This window comes from Acidovorax soli, from assembly GCF_014207955.1.
GTDB lineage: Bacteria > Pseudomonadota > Gammaproteobacteria > Burkholderiales > Burkholderiaceae_C > Acidovorax > Acidovorax soli_A.
Genome location: NZ_JACHLK010000002.1, coordinates 906,568 through 923,856 on the forward strand (window position 1 = coordinate 906,568; position 17,289 = coordinate 923,856).

The window sequence follows — 17,289 nt, forward strand, 5'->3', positions numbered from 1 at the left end:
CGGGTTTACCCGGATGCAGCGATTGTGCGAAAGCACTCTTTCCCAGTAAAGTAGATAATCAAGAAAATACTTTTCGCAATACTGAGAATATGAAAGCAACGCTGGAAGAAGTGGAGGTGTTCCTCGCGGTGGTGGACACGGGCTCGCTGACCTCGGCCGCCGAGCACCTGGGCCAGCCGGTCTCCACCACCAGCCGGCTGCTGGCGCGGCTGGAGGACAAGCTGCAGACCACCCTGCTGCAGCGCACCACGCGCCGCCTGCACCTCACGGACGAGGGCTGCGGCTTTGCCAAGGATGCGCGGCGCATCATGGAGTCGGTGCGCATTGCCGAAGACCGGCTCATGGAGCGCCGGGGCCGCCTGTCGGGCCCGCTGCATGTGGACGCGGCCTCGCCCTTCATGCTGCATGTGCTGGTGCCGCTGATGCCGGCCTACCGCGCCCAGCACCCCGAGGTGGAGCTGGTGCTGCACAGCAACGAGGGCTTCATCGACCTGCTGGAGCGCCGGGTGGACCTGGCCATCCGCATCGGCGAGCTCAAGGATTCGACCCTGCACAGCCGGCTGCTGGGCCACAGCCGGGTGCGCCTGGTCGCCAGCCCCGGCTACCTCAGCCGCCAGGGCGTGCCCGAGGACACGGAGGCCCTGCAGCGCAACCACGAGCTGATCGGCTTCACCCAGCCCGATGTGCTGAACCTCTGGCCGCTGCCGGGCAGCGACGGCAACCTGCTGCGCATCGAGCCCACGCTGCTGTCGTGCAATGGCGAGACCATCCGCGAGCTGGCGATCAAGGGCATGGGCATTGCCTGCCTGTCGGACTTCATGACCGCGCGCGATATCGCCGACGGCCGGCTGGTGGAGGTGTTGCCGCAACTGGCCATCCCCCGGACCAAGCCGGTGAACGCGGTGTACTACAAACAGTCGGCGGTGTCGGGGCGCATCGCATCGATGGTGGGCTACCTGGCCGAGGCGATGCGCGCGCCCGAGGCGCTGTGGGCCGCAGAACGCGGCCATTGATTTATTAAATGCGAATGATTTGCAGTAATATGCCTTGATGCTGGCCTGGGCCAGTTGCAAACAAGGCATGCATTGAGCCACCCCCCAACCACCCTGGACCACCCGCGCACCGATGCAGCCGCACCCGCGGGCACCGGGGGCCCCATTCCCTGGGCCGGCATCCTGAGCGTGCTGTTTCTGGGCGTGGCCGCTGGCACGCAGATGAGCGACCGCGGCCTGCAGGCCGTGCTGTCGCCCGCGATCCAGCAGGCCTTTGGCGTGGGGGACGCGGTGATCGGCGCACTGCACGGCATTGCCGGCATCCTGATCGCCAGCGCTCTGGCCGTGCCGCTGGCGCGGCTGGCAGACCGCTATTCACGCAAGCACATGCTGCTGGCACTGATCGCGGCGTGGACCGTGCTCACGGGGGTGAGCGCGCTGGCGCCGAACTTCGCGCTGTTCTTCTCGGCCCGCGCAGTGCTGGGTGTGACGGAGTTCGCGATGATCCCGGTGGTCTATTCGCTGATACCCGACCTGGTGGGCGAGCGCTTTCGCGTGGGTGCCAACCTGGCGTTCGCGGCGCTCATGGCCACGGGCGCAAGCGCGGGCTTCTACGGCGGCGGCGCCCTGCTGGGCTGGGCGCAAGGGCTGGTGGATGCAGGCACCGTGACCGGCATCGCACCCTGGCGCCTGGCCATGGTGCTGCTGGGCGGCGCGGGCATGCCGCTGCTGCTGCTGGGCCTGCTGACCTGGGACCCGCCACGCGGGGCGCAGCAGGCCGACGCGCCGGGCAGCCCCCAGGGATCCATCGCGGCCTTTGCACGCACCCATGGCCGCGAGATCGCGCTCTTCATCGGCGCGGCAGGCGGACTGGCGATTGCCGTGCAGGCGCTCACGCCCATGATTGCGCTGGCCCTGGTGCGCCGCTTTGGCGCAGACCTGACCGCCGTGGGCCATGCACTGGGCATCATCCTGCTGGTCACCAACCTGTGCAGCCTGCCCGCGGCCGGCACCATCGACCGGCTGCTGCGCCGCCGCCTGCAGGCACGCGCCCGGCCCGCGGTGATGGCGGCGGGCGCTGCGCTGAGCCTGCCCTGCGCAGCCCTGCTGGGCCTGGCGGCCGACACCCACCAGGCGCTGGCCATCGTGGCGCTGTTCCTGCTGCTGACCTGCATTGCCAATGCGCTCATCCCCACCATGCTGCAGGACCTGCTGCCGGCCGACCTGCGCGCGCGCTGCTTTGCCATCTACAGCTTTGTGATCGCGGCCTTCTGCTCGCTCGGGCCGGTGCTCTCGGGCGCCGTGTCGGACCGCCTGGCCGGTGGCAACCTGCTGCTGTCCATCGGTGCGGTGGCCGTGCCAGCGCTGCTCGTGGCCATGCTCAGTGCGGGACTGTCGGCCTGGCGGCCGGGGGAACGCTCGCACCTGGCAACGGCCGCGAGCGCCGTGTAATAGCCCACGGCGGCCACGCCCAGCATGGCCGCCAGATGCGCGGCCAGGGCAGCCAATGCATCGAGCAGCACCGGGCTGGCCGACCAGGCGCTCTGCCCCAGGCACAACGGCGCCAGAGCAGGCACGAGCGCGAGCCCTGCCCCGTGCAGCAGCGACACCAGAAAGCAGCCCAGCGCCATACTGGCGTGCACAGCGGCATGGCGCCGCCACAGCACCAGGGCCACCAGCATGCCGGCCAGGCCCGGCGCCCAGACCAGGGCACCCGCCACCACCCATGCCAGCGCCGCCCCATGCCCTGCCAGCATGGGCAAAAGCATCTTCCAGACGGGGCCGCTGCGCGTGGCCGGTACCAGCCCGTGCGCTGCCCCCATGCCTGCCATGGCAAGCCAGGGCCACAGTGCGTCCACGGCCGTGCCCCGTCAGGCCTTGGCGTGGCAGCAGCCGCCCGCCGTGGCGCCCGAGGCCTGTGCGGGTACCGCCAGCGGCGATGGCGCGGGCTGGAAGGGCGCGGCGCCTTCGTAGCGGTCGTGGTGGCGCACCCAGTCCATGGTGTATGCGCGGTTGGGCTCGTTGCGGCCCACGGGGGTCAAATCAATCAAGGGGTAGGTGCCCATCATCACCTCCACCCCGCGGCCGTAGGTGGAGTAGGTGTGGAAGACCTCGGCGCCCCCGCCCGGCTCCTTGTAGAACACGCTGATGCCCGGCGCCTCTTCGGCCGGAAAGCGCTGCACCGTGTAGTTGTAGGGCACCTCGCCGCGCGCCACCTGCTCGGTAGTGAAGCTCACGCCAAAGTCGTGATTGAAGTCGCTGCCGTGCGATGACACCCAGTGGAAGCACCATCCCATGCGCTGGCGAAAGCGCTCGATCTGCGCGAGCGGCGCGCGCGACACCACCACCAGGGTGATGTCGCGGTTCGCCAGGTGGATGTTCATGCCATCGAGGTGGTCGGCCATGTAGGAGCAGCTCGGGCAGCCCTGCTCCCACCCGGGGCCGAACATGAAGTGCTGCACCAGCAGCTGGCGCCGGCCGTCGAACAGCTCTCCCAGGGTGCGCGGGCCGGCTGGGGTGTCGAACTGGTAGGGCTTGTCCACGCGCACCCAGGGCAGAGCGCGGCGCTCGGCGGCCAACTGGTCCTGCTGGCGCGAGAGTTCTTTTTCGCGCGCCAGCAGGTACTGGCGTGCGGCGAGCCAGTCGCTGCGCGGGACGATGGGGTGGTGCATTGGTGTGGCTTGGGTGGCGGTCATGCGGTGCTCCTTGGGTGGTGTGGTCGAACACGGGCGCCCATGCGGCAGCCTCAACCGCCATCCGTGGGGCGGTTGCCGTGCAGGGCGTTGGGTGGATGGGAGAGAGGATGGCGGGCGATGCGTCTTCGCCCGCCCGTTGTCAGGCCTGGGCCGTCTTGGGCCGGCGCACGGCGCGTACCTTGCCGGCGCCGCCGCCACCGGCGTAGAACAGATCGGCGCCATCGGATTCGAGCCCGCTCACGCCTTTGCCTGCGGGCATTTCCAGGCGCTCGATGACGGCGCCGCTCGCCGGGTCGATGCGGCGGATGTCGCTGGCATCGCCCTCCCAGGTGCCGTGCCAGAGCTCGCCATCGACCCAGGTCACGCCGGTCACGAAGGCATTGGATTCGATGGTGCGGCGGATGGCGCCGGTGGCGGGGTCGATCTGGTGGATCTTGCGGTCGCGGTACTGGCCCACCCACAGGCTGCCCTCGGCCCAGGTGAGGCCCGAGTCGGCGCCCTTGCCGGGTGCGGGGATGGAGGCGAGCACGGCGCCCGTGGCCGGGTCGATCTTGTCGATGCGCGACTCGGCGATCTGGTAGAGGTGCTTGCCGTCGAAGGCCGTGCCTGCGTCGCAGGGCAGGTCCAGGGTGCGCGTGGTGGTGCCGCTGGCGGGGTCGAAGGCGACCAGGCCGGCGTCGGTGGCGGCCCAGACGCGCTGGCCGTCGTGCGTGACGCCGTGCACGCGCTCCGATCCGTTGAAAGGGCCGTACTCGCGCACGATCTCGGCGGGGCGGGCCGGCACGCCGGCTGGTGCCGCGGGGGTGGTGCTGCCGGGGTGGCAGTCGGTGTTGCAGGACATGGGGTACTCCTTGGTGTTGGCGCCCTACGCAGGGCATGGAGCAACTCTATTGAATCGGCAGCGCAGCGGGGAGTAACAAGATTGTCGTGAATCCGGCCAGGGGCGGGGCCAGCCAGCGCTGCGTGCGCCCCTGGCCGATGGAGCGCACGCGGCCCTCTTCCTGCAGCTCGGCCAGGGCGCGCTGCACGGTGCGCTGGCTGTCGCCCAGCGCCAGGGCCAGGGCCGAGGTGGACCAGGCTGCGCCATCGGCCAGCAGGGCCTGCAGCGAGGCCTGCTCACCGGCGATGGGCGGGGCCAGCACGGCCACATCGCGCCCATCGGTGGGCCGCAGCACAAAGCCACGCGCCGTGGCCTCGATGCGCGCCCAGGGCTTCACCAGCGCGCGCAGGCGGCCCAGCTCCACGCGCAGGCGGGCGCGGTGGGTTTCGTCGGGGTCGCGCGTGCGAAAGGCGGTGGCGATCAGCGCATCGCGGTCGGCATCGCCGGGCCAGGCCCGGGCCAGGGCATGCGCCAGCGCGAACAGAATGGGGCGGCGCGCCAGCGAGAGCCAGGGCGCGGCACCACTGCCCTCTTTCTCCACGCCCCCCACGCCCAGCCGGTGCCGGCAGGCATCGAGCACCAACACATCCGAGGCCAGCAGGGCCGCCACCTCGTCCAGACGCAGCAGTTGATCCTGAACGGCCCCACCCTCGCCCGGCCGCAGGCGCCGCGCGGCGGGCCGCTGCAGCGCGGCCTGGGCTTCGGCAACCTCGGCCTGCAGCGCGGGCACCTGGGCGTGCGCTGCCGCCTGCTGTGCACCGAGCAAGGCCTGGTGCGCGGCCTCCACGCACAGAGAGCGCTGCGCCAACTCGGCCAGCGTGAGCCCCGCCACGGCGGCCAGCGCGGGTGGCATGCCTTCCTGCTGCACATCGATGGGCGCGAGCACGGCGCCTGCTTCACCCAACCGGCCCATCACCAACCACTGGCGCGCCGCGATCAGCCGGGCCTGCAGCGCGTTGGCCCGGTCGCCCCGCGCGGCCAGCACGGCCGCCGCCGCCACCAGCGCATGCGGTGGCCCGTTCAGGTCGCGCTGGGCCAGGGCCACCTCGGCCTCGGCCACCACGCAGCGGGCGCGGGCCAGCTCTTCGTGTGCGCCAAAGCCCCGCGCCGCGCGGCGCAGCAGCTCGCGCGCCCGGGGGTGCTCGCCCAGCTGCGCCATGGCAATGCCGCGCAGCGCCAGCGCAGGCGGGTCGTCGCGCAGGGCCACGCGCTGCAGCGCGCCCAGCGCGTCGCCCGCGGCAAGCGCGCGGGCAGCGGCGGTGATGAGCGAATCCATGGTGCGGCAGGCTACACCAGAGCGTGGCTTGCATTTTGTTTCCAAGGAAACTACACTGCGGGCAAATAGTTTCCTAAGAAACCAATCATGAAGAAAACCAGCCCACCCAGCGCCCTGGAAGCCCACCTGGGTTACTGGATGCGCTTTGTCTCGAACCAGGTGTCGGCCGAGTTCCAGCAGGCGGTGGAGGCATCGGGCGTATCCGTCACCGACTGGGTGGCGCTGCGCACGCTGTTCGATGCAGACAGCGGTGGCGAAAGCAGTGCCACCCACGCCACGCTGACCCAGGCCCTGGGCATGACCAAGGGCGCCGTCTCCAAGGTCGTGGCCCGGCTGGAGGACAAGGGGCTGGTGGGCCGCGCGGAGGCGCCGTCGGATGCGCGCAGCCACACCCTGTCGCTCACCCCGGCCGGCCGCGCCCTGGTGCCCGTGCTGGCCGCCAAGGCCGATGCCAATGACGAGAAATTCTTCGGCCACCTGCCGGCGGCCGAGCGCCAGCGCCTCGCGCGCCTGCTGCAGGAGATGGTGCGCCGGCACCAGTGGCAGGAAGTGCCACACAACTGACCCCAGCCCCATCACAGAGAGACGCCCATGAACGAAACCACCATCGCCACCATCGAACGCTGCGCCCAGGCCTCCAAGGACGGCACGGCCCATTTTGGCGCCATCGTGCAGGCCCTCACCGGGGCCGGCGTGGAGGCCTATTTCGCCGACTACCGCAGCAACGCCACCACCTACTACCTGCCGAGCGGCGAAACCCATGCCGTGGCCCTGCCGCCACCGCCGGCCATGCCCATTGCCGGGGCCTTTGACGCTGCAGGCATCCAGGCCGCGATCCGCGGGGCGCAGCGTGGCGAGGTGATGTACCCGGAGTTCCTCACGCTCTCGCGCGCTGCAGGCTGTGTGGGCTACATGGTGTGGCTGGCAGGCCGGCATGTGAGCTACTTCGGCCGCCGGGGCGAGGTGCATGTGGAGCGGTTTCCAGATGCGCCCTGAGCGGCCGGGCCGGTGGTGGCCCCGGCCTTCAAACACCTCGCTTCCTGCGTCTGCCTACATGGACTGGCCCAGCGTCGTTTTCGCGGTCTTCTGATGGGCCGTTGTCGCCACCTGCGTGCGCGGCACCAGCAGCGGCATCGCCACCAGCGCACAGGCGCTGGCCGCAAGCCACACCAGGGGCCAGCCCTGCAGGGCCAGCAGGTGCGGAATGGAGAAGGGTGTGGCAAAGCACACCAGGAACACGCTGGTGTTGGCCATGCCCAGCGCGGTACCCGCACGTGCCGCGCCGGCCAGCGTGGCCAACTCGGTGTACGCAACGCCGTGCCATGCCGACACGCAGACCCCGCACAACGCCAGCAGCACGACCAGCGCGGCACGCAGCGCCCATACATCAGCGGCAACAGACGTGCCCGCGGCCAGCACCAGCAGCGCCAGCCCGGCAAACAGTGCCACGCTGAGTGCGCTGCAGGCGCGCAGGTAGGCTGGGCGGTTGCGGCGGCGGTCGGTGAACCGGCCGCTCCATACGCGCATCACCATCGCGCCGACTTGCGTGAAGACCATGGTGGCGGTGATGGTGGCCAGGCCTGCATGGCCGAAGTCGTGCAGGAACACGGTGCCGAAGGACAGCACCGCGAACTGCGGCGCACACAGGATGCCGATGCCCAGCACGATGCGCCAGACGCGCGCATCGCGCAGCGGGCCCGGTGCCGCTGCGGTGGGTGCTGCGGCCCTGGTCGCATCGGCCACGCCCGCCGGGCTGCGCGCCGCGGTGGGCGGCTCATGCACCCAGGCCCAGGCCAGCACCGCGCCCAGCGCGCACAGCAGCGCCAGCAGGCCGTAGAGCGCAGCAAAGCCCCCATGCAGCGCCACATACGGCAGCACCAACGCGCCGATGCCACCGCCCAGCGGCACGGCGGTCTGCCGGATGCTCATGGCCAGGCCGCGCTCGCCGGCGTCGAACCAGGTCATCACCGCGCGCCCGCTGGCGCCGTTGACGCTGCCACCCAGCAGGCCCACCGCCAGCAGCCCCGCGCCCAGCAAGCCCAGGCCGGGGATGTGCTGCGCATCCGGCGCCACCCAGATCGCCATGGCCGCGAGCGCGAGCGCGGTGCTGCCCAGGCCGGTGAGCAGCACGGGCCGGTCGCCCCAGCGGTCGGTCAACAGGCCCCAGGGCAGCTCGCTCACCGCGATGCCCAGCCCCATGAGGCCCAGCACCAGGCCGAGCGTGGCGTTGTCCAGCTGGTAGCCGGTGCGCATGAGCACGGCCGTCATGGGGATGCCGCTGAAAGCCACCGAAAACGCCGCGTTGGCGGCCACGCCCGCGGCCAGCACCTTCCAGCGGTGGCGCGCCGGGCGCGTTGAAGACGGTGAGGACGATGGCGAAAGAGAGGTCGAAGAGGTCATGGTGCAACGCAGTCTCCGCCGTTTGAAAGGTTTTGAAAATCAGAAAATAATGCGCCATTCGTCCTGAAAATCAGGACATTCAAAGACAGGTCCTCCCCCCATGACCCAGGTGATGTTCGATCTCGACGTGTTGCGCACCTTCTCCACCGGCATCGCGCTGGGCAGCTATGCGCGCGCGGCCGACAAGCTGGGGCGCTCGACCTCGGCCGTGAGCGCGCAGCTCAAGAAGCTGGAGTCGCAGACCGGCACCGCGCTGCTGCGCAAGAGCGGGCGCGGCCTGGTGCTCACCGATGCCGGAGAGACGCTGCTGGCCTACGCGCACCGCATGCTCGAACTCAACGACGAAGCCGGCGCCGCCCTGCGGGGCGCCGACCTGCAGGGCTGGGTGCGGCTGGGCCTGCAGGAGGACTTTGGCGAGACCCTGCTGCCGGCCGTGCTGGGGCGCTTTGCGCGCGCACACCCCAAGGTGCGCATCGAGGCCTGTGTGGCGCGCAGCGGCGAGCTGCGTGAGCGGCTCGACCTGGGCCAGCTCGACCTGGCGTTGGCATGGGACACGGGCGAGCAGCCACTGTCGCCCTACGCCGAGCGGCTGGCTCGGCTGCCGCTGCTGTGGATCGGCCCGGCCGCGCCCGAGCGGGTCGAGGCGCCCTGGTGGACCGAGCGCGAGCACCACAGCCCCGGCACCCGCCCGCGCAAGAGCAAGGAGCCGCTGCCCCTCATCATGCTCGACGCGCCCTGCCCGCTGCGCGAGATCGTCGTCACCGCGCTCGACCGTGCCGGCCAGCCCTGGCGGCGCGCCTTCGGCAGTGCCAGCCTGGCCGCGCTGTGGGCCGCCACGTCGGCCGGGCTGGGCCTGACGGTGCGCACGCCCTTCGGGCTGCCGCCCCACGTGCGCACGCTCGACCGCGCCCTGCTGTCGTTGCCGGCGCTGCCGCAGATCTCACTGGTGCTGTACCGCGCGCAGGCCCACCCCGAGGCCCCCGCGAGCCGCCTGGCCACGCTGCTGCGCGAGGCCGTGCGCCAGCATGTGCAGCCGATGGCCGTGCCTGGGCGGGCGGGCTAAGCGCGCCTCAAGGCCTGCTTTCGTGCAGGTTGCAGGTCGGATGTGGGCCCGATCCAGCCGCTGCTACCATGACGGCAACTGGTCAGAAGCGGTCCTTCAGCAGGCTGTAGGCTGTCATCGCGGGAACCTGTGAAACGCCTTCTTTTTGCATTCGCCCTGTGTACCCCGTTGTTGGCAAGTGCTGGGCAACTAGAGTTTTCTTGCATAGGTCCAGATGCTCCTGATTGCCCACTGGCTATTGATGCCACGTTTGAAAATGAGCGGCTGACGGTGGCATATGTGACAGGTCCGGCAATCAACCTCAACCACCCAACAACCACTGTCGGCTACTGCGCAATCAGCCCTTGGAACTCCCACGTGGCATGGACTCCTGCGGGTTGCTACGAAACCGGCACCTACCGCATCATCAATGGCGAACTCACAAAACTTCAAGTCGCGAAGGCAATGGTGACTTTTGAATGGCACCAGCGGGCAGGGTTTTGCATGGAGATTTTTACTAAAGTTTGGACGACACGGTGCTGGAATCAAAACTATGGGGGTGACCCCAATTGGCTGATCTTCTAGAGAGAAGTGCAACGCAAAGTGCTCTCGCCACCGATTCCATTGAAGGTGACATATCGGCTTGCCGCTAAGGCGGCTTTGGGCCCGCAGCGGTCTTCGACCCAATCGCCGCGTTGTTCCGCGCGCGTGATCTCCCGTCGCCCACCTGACTGTCTTGCGCACGCTGGCGCGCCTGAGCACGCCGCACGATGCCACACGCGATGGCAGGGGCAGGCCGCCGTTCTCTTGGGTCTACGCGCAAGGCGACCGGTGGTGCACCCACTGGCGTCCGCCCCACGGCGCGCCACTGCAGCGGCGAGATACATTAATTAGGTCAGGCGCCAAAGCACGCACTGCTTTCAACAACCCGGGGGTTTCCTCCACACCGTCACAGCCATGCACCGTATTTTTCTCATCCTCGCATCCCTTGCCCTGCTGGCACTTGGCGGTTGCGCGACCGAACCGGTCAAACCGGTCCAACCGATGTTTGTCGAATCGTCCAACCAGGCGCTCGCCGCGCCGCCTCCAGACAAGGCGCAGGTCATTTTTCTCGAACCGATCAACTCAGTTCAGGGGTTTTTCCCGGTCGGTCTCTTCGATGTGAATGACAGCGGGCGCACCTTGCTCGCCATCACAGGGGCCCGCAGCAAAGCTGCCGTCCTGCTGGCGCCAGGGCGTCACCGGCTCATGGCAAACAACTCCGGCATGGTCGCGCACTTTCTCGACGCCAATGTCGAAGCGGGCAAGCGGTACTACGTACTGGTTCGATTCATCTACGGCCGCGGATTCCAGCTGCGACCGCTCAGGACGTCCGGCCCTTCGGACTACACGATCCTTCACAAGGACTATCCATCCTGGGTGTCAACCACACGCTATGTCGAAATGACCCGCGAAGGCGTAGAACACTTTGACAAGATCAAAGCCGCCGTTGACAAGAGCCAGGCAGAAGGCTGGAAGACATGGCTCGAAAAGACCGACCAGGAGAGAGCAGAACTCACGCTCAATCCACAAGACGCTGTCGCTCGGTAGACGCCCCACAGGCCCATCGCGATCGGGAGGACCTTGCCCGGCAAGCCGGGCGCCGCCTCTCATGCCCAACGTTGAGCGCCCGCTTTCGCCGCCCGCGACCGGGCTGCTCCTGGCCGGTGCCGCCATGGCGCGCAAGCCGGTGGTGTGCTGAGGGCGGGCACGAACAAGCGCGGTGCGGGCCCGGCCTGCACGCGCATTTCGGTCGCCGCTGGCCCAGGGGGACGAATTGAACGGGACCCACCGTTCGGCTCGCGTGGGCATCCAAGGACCATAGGCATCTGGCCAGCCTCGCCATCGCCTTCTTGGGTGATGCAGGGCACTTGCGTGACGAGCTAGACTGCCGCTATCGGGCAGGAACCACATCCACCCCAATGGACCAGGCCAAATCACGTAAATTGATGAGCTCTGCCGCAAGAGATGGGGATCGGCTCGACAATGCGTATCCATTCTTCGCTCCAAAACCCAAGTCTTACCTCACAGCACCAACTTCAATCCTCATGAAAAAAATTACTTCCTTTCTCGGTCGCGCACTGGCAGTTATTGGATGCCTGGTCGTACTCTCTGGCTGTGCATCGATGTCGGTCACCAAGTCTGAGCCCATCGCAAACGGATCCAAAATCCTGATCATGCCTTCACGCGACGTTGTACAGGGGGGTAAAGCCCATGCGCGAGGAGAAGGAAGTGGTAAAAATCTCCAAGTGGCAGTGCAACGCGAACTCAGTACCCTGACTCCATTCAAGGCGACATCCTTCGACGCGGATGCAAAACTCAATCACTCTGCGAGCATCGCTAAATCAGACGCCCTGGAAGCGGGCAAGAGCGCTGCGGCCGATTACGTGCTCATCCTGGACCTCGGTGAATTCAGAAACGCTGCGCCAATGACTTTCCGATCTGACTTCGTGACACTCCAAAGTGGCTCGCTCGTCCGCGTGAGCGATGGCAAGGAGACGTGGGTGTTGAATAACCCAGTGGTCTTGGAAAAATCCAACATCGGAAATCATTTGATTTTGATCGACAACCTCGCCAAACTGGTGGCCGAGTCCATTGTTCGGTAGCAGCCCACGGGGCTTTGCGCTGTTCCCTTTCAACTTCTTGTCCGACGGTGCAAAGCAAAGCACAGCGCTAGCTGCATAGCGCTGGCCACAAGAAATCCGGGAATGCGAAATGGGCAGTGGTGCGTACGTTTGAAGGGTTCCGATAGGCTTGTAGAGCAAGACTGTCAGAGGGTTTCGCAAAGCTGGGACTTGCTTTGAGGCAAATCGAAATCAATCACTGCACACCTTCTTGGCAATTCCTCTTTCGGGCCTTTGGCGTCCATGTGGCAGGCGCCATCTGCTATGGCTTTGCAGCGCTGCGTCGCTTCGGTGGCGCAGTGCTTCTTCGTGGATGGCGCACGCCTTCAAAACATGGCCGTTCGGCGGCTTGGACAACTGTCAACTTCTCCTGTTGCTGAAGGACTGCGCCGGGCGCATTGCCGACTCTCGCCTCATCCCAGAACCAGTCGTTCAATTCGCGCACGGTGAGTGACCGCTTCCCGGTATCAGCGTCCGGCGGCTATGGGCCCAACGCAGTCCTTGCAAATCACAGAAGGCGGGCGATCCTCGCAGTCAGATCAGTATCGTTGGCGATCGACTCAAGCACCTCCACAGCCTGTTGCAGTGCAGCCCACTCTGGCGGCAGTTCAACCTTCCACGAAAGGTCGCATGAAAAGTTCAGCGAGGAAATCTTCAGTTGAAAGGTCTCAGGATGTAGATAGCCAACCCGGCCTTCCGTAAAAGGGCTGATCCTTGCCGAGCAAATTGCGCTCCAAAGTGACAGGGCGAGTTCTTGTCGCAGGGGTTCGGGTTTTCCAGCGCGGACAGGCGGATATGTTGCGTGCTCCATCCAATCCATCCCATACGTCGGCCCTCTCCAGCAGCAGCCCTCAAGACAGCCGGACCTGTCATACGAGAGTTCGACGCGCAATGCAAATCCTTGACGGTCTAGGTGCTCAGCAGCGGGCGTAGTGATCAGTTCAACAACGCAAAGATTCATAGGCTGGTTAAAGTCCGCTGTTGGCCGATTGCGGTCATCCTAGCAGGGGCAGCATCGGGCCCGAAGGCGACGTTGAGCACAACGTTCCAATCCGGGCATTTGTTCTGCCTGCGGGGCAAACTTGAGCGCCGCCCCCCTGCCTTTGCACGTGCGCAGGCTATAGTTTGCTCCGCTGAAGCTTGCGGGGTTTGCCGGAATCTTTGTACCTTGAGGTTCCCACCGCCCTGCGCTTGCAAACCCAGGCTTCAAACCGCTTTCAGGAGGAAACAGTGCCCAGGATATTCCGCTCGGTCCAGTTTGTCCCACAAATCCTGCGGGATGCATCGCGCCACGCCCCATGAGTGCTGATCAGTTGCAGGCGCTTGAAAACAGAGCCTACGCCAGTTGGGAACTTGGTGAACTCCTGGAGGCGGCCGAACTGTTCATTGCAGCCGAGCGTCTCGAGAGCGAACTCGCCTCCACAAGAGGTCCATTCGCAAAGGCAAACCGAAGCATCCTGCACAGGGCTCGCGGAGCTTACTGCCTCTGGGATGCTGGAGAGTTCGAGCGTGCTCGCCCCATCCTGTACGCGGTCGCTCTCTTCGATTGGAAGCAAGGTCGGCTGTGGGGCGACCGCCATGATGCTGAAAAGGCTTACTCGAGGCTCGTCTTGGAGGCGGCGGCCAGTGGAAACGAGGATAGTTTCAGCGCGCTTTGGGTTGCCGCCTCTGCCCGCGGCCGGGAGCTTGACTATCCTTTCCCGACCATCGTTCCTGTGCAGAAGAAGCTTCTGGCCGCTGCATTGGCCCTCAGGAGGAAGGACGTGTGCCAAGATATTCTGGCGAATCTGAATGCAAAACTGCTGGCGAAGCACCACGACCTTCAGTTGTTGAAGGCCCAGGCAGAGGCGTTGTGCAGTGAGGCGTGACGAGCCAGTCAACGCCGACGCCCCGGGGCGCCCTCCCCCTGCGTCAGCTATTTTGCAATGGCGATGTTTCGGTTTCGCGCTCCCGAAAAGAACTCCGAAGTAGCACTGCCCGCCACGACGGCTCATGCTGCGGCGATGGCCTCGATCTCCAGCAGCCAGGCCTCGTCGTAGATGCCGGCGATGATGACCGTGAGCGCTGGCGCGTGGCTTCCCAGCGCGCGTCGCCGCGCGGCGCCGTTCTCCTCGGCGTACTGGCGCGAGGAGAGGAACGTAGTGACCTTCACCAGGTTCGCCACGCCCATGCCGGCCGCATCGAGCTGGGCCAGGATGTGCTTCCACACCAGATCGGCCTGCTGCGCGAAGTTGGCGGGCACCACACCGGCCCGGTCGATCGGAATCTGCCCGCTGATGACCAGCCAGCGCGTGGCGCCCTGCACGTCCAGCGCTTGGGAGTAGCTGCCGGAAGGGGATGGGCCATGGGGCGAGTTGACGGGGGTGGATTGCATGGGTGGATGTCTCCAGCTGCAGCCATGGCCGCATGGGTGCGATTCAACAGATACTCGGCCAGCGGATGCGCACATTGTGCGGTGTTGACTCCACCGGGCCAGAACAAAATTGGCGGCCTTGGGGGCGGCAATCCTGTCCTGAAAAGACCGTCAGCAGGCCCTAAGATGCGCGTTGCTGCGTCCTGCATCCCCTCCCAGGGACACTGCTTGTACCGCGATGCGACTTTGTGCCGCTCTTTCAGCCCCAGATAGCCGTGAGCCTCGCCCCCGACCAACTCCATCCCCGCATCGCGGGTTACAGCGTCATCGACTGCGAGATCAAGAACCGCGACATTCTGTACTTGCTGGTGCGTGAAGACTGCACGCAGCGGTCTAGCTGGCACGACTCGATGCAAGCGCCTGGCGAAGGGCGGCTGGCCAAGCGCCTGCTGGGCCTGGGTGTGAAAAGCCCGGACGAGCCCAAGATGAGCGTGACCCACCTCACCGGCCTGGGTCGGAGCATGTGCGGCGTGGCTTTTGCGCCCGAGGAGAAGGTCGTCGTGCTCGACAGCTCTGCCCGGGGTTGGTCGCCTGCGGCCGGATCGTCGGGGTTCGAGGGCCCCATCCCTCCCGCCCGCGAAGGGGGCATCCATCGCGGTGGCCTGACCCGGTTGAAAAGCTTTGGCGGCCATCTGCTGGCCTGCAACAGTGCGCGCCAGGTGTTCGTGCGCACCGCGCCCGGGGCCTGGAGCCTGGTTGGCGATGCCATGCCGGAGCCGGCCGAACACACCATCAGCTTCGCGGACTTCGATGGTTTCGGCCCGGACGAGCTGTATGCCGTGGGTGACCCGGGGGATGTCTGGCATCTGTCCGGCGGCACCTGGAAGCGGCTCAAGTTTCCCAGCGACTGGGGGCTGTCCGCCGTGTGCTGTGCGGGCGACGGCAATGTCTATGTCGCTGCGGGCAAGCACCTCTTTCGGCGCCAGGGCAGCCAATGGGCCATGCTGGCCAGCCAGGCGCAGACGGCCCTGCCCATCAAGGACCTCGTCTGGCACGAGAACACCCTGTGGGCCACCGGCAACCATGGTGTGTGGGTGCTGAAGAACGACTGCCTGGTCGATGCCGATGTGCCTGCCGACATCAGAAGCTGTGTCGGCAACCTGGCCGTGCGCGACGGTGCCATGCTGCTGGCGGGAGATGGCGGCGCCGCCATGCACCGGGATGGCCAATGGACCCTCCTCTTCCATGACCATGCGGTGCGCCAGTGGCTTGCGAGCCACCGGGATGAGGTCTGGGCGCCGCCGAAGTAACGGGGCAAGTCGGTTACGCGGCCTGCGTTGCCTGGGCCTGAGCCGCCGGCCTGGAAAAGACATTCACCAAACTGCCATCGGGATCACGCAACAGGGCCGAACGATTGCCCCAGGGCATCACCGTGGTGGGCATCACGAGCTCGGCAGCCCCCGCCATGCGCGCCAGGGCACCCTCTACATCGGCCACTTCGAACTCCAGGATGGCAGAGCGGTTCGATGCCGCCGTGGCGGCGCCCTGGTTGAACATCTGCACCAGGCGCTCTTCGGAAATCGCCAGCGTCGCGCCGTCGAGCCGCACTTCGGCAAAGCCATCGGCCAGGCGCGTGGCGGCGGTGCCCGACAGGCGGGAATAGAAGGCCAGCAGGGCCTCGAACTGCTGGGTGACGAGGCGAACGGATGCAAACTTCATGGCAACAAGCTCCTTGCTGGGGTTCAAAAGAAAGGAGCGAGCTTAGGAAGGCATGGTGCCAAATTCTGGCAGTATCGTGCGGCCACTGTCGCGCACCCGTTGGTGCCAGGTTTTGAGCAAGGTCTGGCGGCGCTGGGGGTAGCGTGCATCGAGCACCTCGGCCTGCGCAATGCGGTCGCAGCGGAAGTTGCGGAAATCGCCGCGCAGCTCGCACCAGGCCGACAGCACGCGCGCCTCGTCGAAATACACCAGCGCAAACGGCCAGACCACGCGCTCGGACTGCGTGCCCTGCGGGTCACGGTAGACGATGCGCAGCTTGTGCTCGGCCCGGATGGCGGCACGCAGGCGGTCTTGCGCCACCACCGTGGCAGGCGAGGGCTTGGGGCGCGCGCCCACCAGCACGGCCGATGCCTCCAGCTCACGGCGCAAGGGGGCCGGCAGCACTGCACCGATCTTGGCCATGGCATCGCGTGCGCCGCCCGCAAGGCCCACGTCGCCTCGGTCCGCCACCCAGCGCAGGCCCAGGGCCAGGGCCTCGATCTCTTCGGGGGTGAACATCAGCGGCGGGAGCATGTAGCCCGGCTGCATGACATAGCCCACACCCGGCGCCCCTTCGATCATGGCGCCCTGCGATTGCAAGGTGGCGATGTCGCGGTACAAGGTGCGCAGGCTGATGTCCAGGGCCGCGGCCAGCGCCTGGCCGCTCATGGGGCGGCTGTGGCGGCGCAGGACCTGCAGCAGGGCGAGTAGGCGTTCGGAGCGGGACATGGGCTGATGGTAGCCAGGCCGGCCCGCTCAGCGCGACGGAGTCAGGCAGCGTGGCGCTTGTTCCACAGACCTGCCGAGGTGGCGGGCAAGCTCACGTCGCCCCCTCCACCGAAACCCTCTCGAACGCGGGCTCCTGCGCGATGAGGCCATGGAAGAAGCCAAAGCACGGGTCGCTGGCGCCAGCCATCTTGGCCTTGCCCAGCACGCGCTCCTTGAGCGAGCGGTGCTTGGTGAGCGACAGCACCCATTCGTGCTTGCCGTCTTCGCCCTCGTTGGCGGCGGCGCCGACCATGTAGGTGCGGCCCTCCCAGCTCACATGCGCGTACCAGCCCCAGTCTTCGGCGTCGGCATCGGTCATGTCCAGATGGGCGGGCACGCGCGTGCGCAGCCATTCAAGCAGCGAGTGGCCCCGGATGGGGTTGATGGGGTTTTCGGGCTCCAGCGAGACGTCGAAGAGCCGGGTGTGGAAGTGGATGGCAGGTTCCATGGATGGGCAAATG

The 17,289-nt window shown here is 66.9% G+C and carries 18 protein-coding genes; 10 read left to right on the top strand and 8 right to left on the bottom strand.

All coding sequences use genetic code 11. The features are described from left to right. Positions 1-89: 89 nt before the first annotated feature. Complete coding sequence (locus tag HNP48_RS08665; RefSeq protein WP_184856468.1) at positions 90-1,013, top strand: LysR family transcriptional regulator; 924 nt, start codon at positions 90-92, stop codon at positions 1,011-1,013. Between the two features lie 72 nt (positions 1,014-1,085). Then, positions 1,086-2,444, top strand: a complete 1,359-nt coding sequence (locus HNP48_RS08670) for an MFS transporter (protein ID WP_184856469.1) — start codon at positions 1,086-1,088, stop codon at positions 2,442-2,444. A gap of 419 nt (positions 2,445-2,863) precedes the next feature. On the opposite strand, the gene HNP48_RS08675 is transcribed toward HNP48_RS08670, so the two are convergent. The 3 genes from HNP48_RS08675 to HNP48_RS08685 all read right to left on the bottom strand — a co-directional run bounded on the left by HNP48_RS08675 (position 2,864) and on the right by HNP48_RS08685 (position 5,844). After that, positions 2,864-3,688 carry a thioredoxin family protein gene (locus HNP48_RS08675; protein ID WP_184856470.1) on the bottom strand — a complete coding sequence of 275 codons (825 nt, stop codon included), beginning with the start codon at positions 3,686-3,688 and terminating at the stop codon, positions 2,864-2,866. 139 nt (positions 3,689-3,827) lie between these two features. After that, positions 3,828-4,529, bottom strand: coding sequence for a glutaminyl-peptide cyclotransferase (locus HNP48_RS08680; protein WP_221480126.1), 702 nt, complete (start codon positions 4,527-4,529; stop codon positions 3,828-3,830). 46 nt (positions 4,530-4,575) lie between these two features. Then, on the bottom strand, positions 4,576-5,844 hold the full coding sequence (locus HNP48_RS08685; RefSeq protein WP_184856471.1) for a helix-turn-helix domain-containing protein: 1,269 nt from the start codon (positions 5,842-5,844) through the stop codon (positions 4,576-4,578). An 87-nt stretch (positions 5,845-5,931) separates the two neighbouring features. Between HNP48_RS08685 and HNP48_RS08690 the strand changes: the two genes are divergently transcribed. Further along, on the top strand, positions 5,932-6,408 hold the full coding sequence (locus HNP48_RS08690) for a MarR family winged helix-turn-helix transcriptional regulator (RefSeq protein ID WP_184856472.1): 477 nt from the start codon (positions 5,932-5,934) through the stop codon (positions 6,406-6,408). A 27-nt stretch (positions 6,409-6,435) separates the two neighbouring features. Then, positions 6,436-6,840, top strand: a complete 405-nt coding sequence (locus HNP48_RS08695) for a DUF1398 domain-containing protein (RefSeq protein ID WP_184856473.1) — start codon at positions 6,436-6,438, stop codon at positions 6,838-6,840. Between the two features lie 54 nt (positions 6,841-6,894). Here the strand turns inward: HNP48_RS08695 and HNP48_RS08700 are convergent, their stop codons facing one another. Beyond that, a complete protein-coding gene (locus tag HNP48_RS08700; RefSeq protein ID WP_184856475.1) occupies positions 6,895-8,244 on the bottom strand; it encodes an MFS transporter in 1,350 nt (449 codons plus the stop codon). A gap of 100 nt (positions 8,245-8,344) precedes the next feature. On the opposite strand from HNP48_RS08700, the gene HNP48_RS08705 reads away from it, so the two are divergent. From HNP48_RS08705 to HNP48_RS08725, 5 genes are all read left to right on the top strand, one after another. Next, positions 8,345-9,307: a LysR substrate-binding domain-containing protein gene (locus HNP48_RS08705; protein WP_184856476.1), complete on the top strand. Its 963-nt coding sequence runs from the start codon at positions 8,345-8,347 to the stop codon at positions 9,305-9,307. Between the two features lie 129 nt (positions 9,308-9,436). Beyond that, positions 9,437-9,871, top strand: a complete 435-nt coding sequence (locus tag HNP48_RS08710) for a hypothetical protein (protein WP_184856477.1) — start codon at positions 9,437-9,439, stop codon at positions 9,869-9,871. A 372-nt stretch (positions 9,872-10,243) separates the two neighbouring features. Then, positions 10,244-10,876 (top strand): hypothetical protein, encoded by a 633-nt coding sequence (locus HNP48_RS08715; protein ID WP_184856478.1) that lies wholly within the window; start codon positions 10,244-10,246, stop codon positions 10,874-10,876. Between the two features lie 371 nt (positions 10,877-11,247). Beyond that, on the top strand, positions 11,248-11,931 hold the full coding sequence (locus tag HNP48_RS08720) for a hypothetical protein (protein WP_184856479.1): 684 nt from the start codon (positions 11,248-11,250) through the stop codon (positions 11,929-11,931). A 1,316-nt stretch (positions 11,932-13,247) separates the two neighbouring features. Next, positions 13,248-13,817, top strand: coding sequence for a hypothetical protein (locus HNP48_RS08725; protein ID WP_184856480.1), 570 nt, complete (start codon positions 13,248-13,250; stop codon positions 13,815-13,817). A 122-nt stretch (positions 13,818-13,939) separates the two neighbouring features. Here the strand turns inward: HNP48_RS08725 and HNP48_RS08730 are convergent, their stop codons facing one another. After that, positions 13,940-14,323: a RidA family protein gene (locus tag HNP48_RS08730; protein WP_184856481.1), complete on the bottom strand. Its 384-nt coding sequence runs from the start codon at positions 14,321-14,323 to the stop codon at positions 13,940-13,942. Between the two features lie 254 nt (positions 14,324-14,577). On the opposite strand from HNP48_RS08730, the gene HNP48_RS08735 reads away from it, so the two are divergent. Beyond that, positions 14,578-15,612, top strand: coding sequence for a hypothetical protein (locus HNP48_RS08735; protein WP_184856482.1), 1,035 nt, complete (start codon positions 14,578-14,580; stop codon positions 15,610-15,612). A 13-nt stretch (positions 15,613-15,625) separates the two neighbouring features. On the opposite strand, the gene HNP48_RS08740 is transcribed toward HNP48_RS08735, so the two are convergent. From HNP48_RS08740 to HNP48_RS08750, 3 genes are all read right to left on the bottom strand, one after another. Continuing rightward, positions 15,626-16,021 (bottom strand): glyoxalase/bleomycin resistance/extradiol dioxygenase family protein, encoded by a 396-nt coding sequence (locus HNP48_RS08740; RefSeq protein ID WP_184856483.1) that lies wholly within the window; start codon positions 16,019-16,021, stop codon positions 15,626-15,628. Positions 16,022-16,063: 42 nt separating this feature from the next. Continuing rightward, positions 16,064-16,789, bottom strand: a complete 726-nt coding sequence (locus tag HNP48_RS08745; RefSeq protein WP_184856484.1) for a YafY family protein — start codon at positions 16,787-16,789, stop codon at positions 16,064-16,066. Positions 16,790-16,880: 91 nt separating this feature from the next. After that, a complete protein-coding gene (locus tag HNP48_RS08750; RefSeq protein ID WP_184856485.1) occupies positions 16,881-17,276 on the bottom strand; it encodes a hypothetical protein in 396 nt (131 codons plus the stop codon). Positions 17,277-17,289 lie beyond the last annotated feature (13 nt).

Coding starts and splice junctions, on each gene's coding strand:
- HNP48_RS08665 (WP_184856468.1), top strand. CDS start 90: ATGAAAGCAACGCTGGAAGAAGTGGAGGTGTTCCTCGCGGTGGTGGAC.
- HNP48_RS08675 (WP_184856470.1), bottom strand. CDS start 3,688: ATGACCGCCACCCAAGCCACACCAATGCACCACCCCATCGTCCCGCGC.
- HNP48_RS08680 (WP_221480126.1), bottom strand. CDS start 4,529: ATGTCCTGCAACACCGACTGCCACCCCGGCAGCACCACCCCCGCGGCA.
- HNP48_RS08685 (WP_184856471.1), bottom strand. CDS start 5,844: ATGGATTCGCTCATCACCGCCGCTGCCCGCGCGCTTGCCGCGGGCGAC.
- HNP48_RS08690 (WP_184856472.1), top strand. CDS start 5,932: ATGAAGAAAACCAGCCCACCCAGCGCCCTGGAAGCCCACCTGGGTTAC.
- HNP48_RS08695 (WP_184856473.1), top strand. CDS start 6,436: ATGAACGAAACCACCATCGCCACCATCGAACGCTGCGCCCAGGCCTCC.
- HNP48_RS08700 (WP_184856475.1), bottom strand. CDS start 8,244: ATGACCTCTTCGACCTCTCTTTCGCCATCGTCCTCACCGTCTTCAACG.
- HNP48_RS08705 (WP_184856476.1), top strand. CDS start 8,345: ATGACCCAGGTGATGTTCGATCTCGACGTGTTGCGCACCTTCTCCACC.
- HNP48_RS08715 (WP_184856478.1), top strand. CDS start 10,244: ATGCACCGTATTTTTCTCATCCTCGCATCCCTTGCCCTGCTGGCACTT.
- HNP48_RS08720 (WP_184856479.1), top strand. CDS start 11,248: ATGGACCAGGCCAAATCACGTAAATTGATGAGCTCTGCCGCAAGAGAT.
- HNP48_RS08725 (WP_184856480.1), top strand. CDS start 13,248: ATGAGTGCTGATCAGTTGCAGGCGCTTGAAAACAGAGCCTACGCCAGT.
- HNP48_RS08730 (WP_184856481.1), bottom strand. CDS start 14,323: ATGCAATCCACCCCCGTCAACTCGCCCCATGGCCCATCCCCTTCCGGC.
- HNP48_RS08740 (WP_184856483.1), bottom strand. CDS start 16,021: ATGAAGTTTGCATCCGTTCGCCTCGTCACCCAGCAGTTCGAGGCCCTG.
- HNP48_RS08745 (WP_184856484.1), bottom strand. CDS start 16,789: ATGTCCCGCTCCGAACGCCTACTCGCCCTGCTGCAGGTCCTGCGCCGC.
- HNP48_RS08750 (WP_184856485.1), bottom strand. CDS start 17,276: ATGGAACCTGCCATCCACTTCCACACCCGGCTCTTCGACGTCTCGCTG.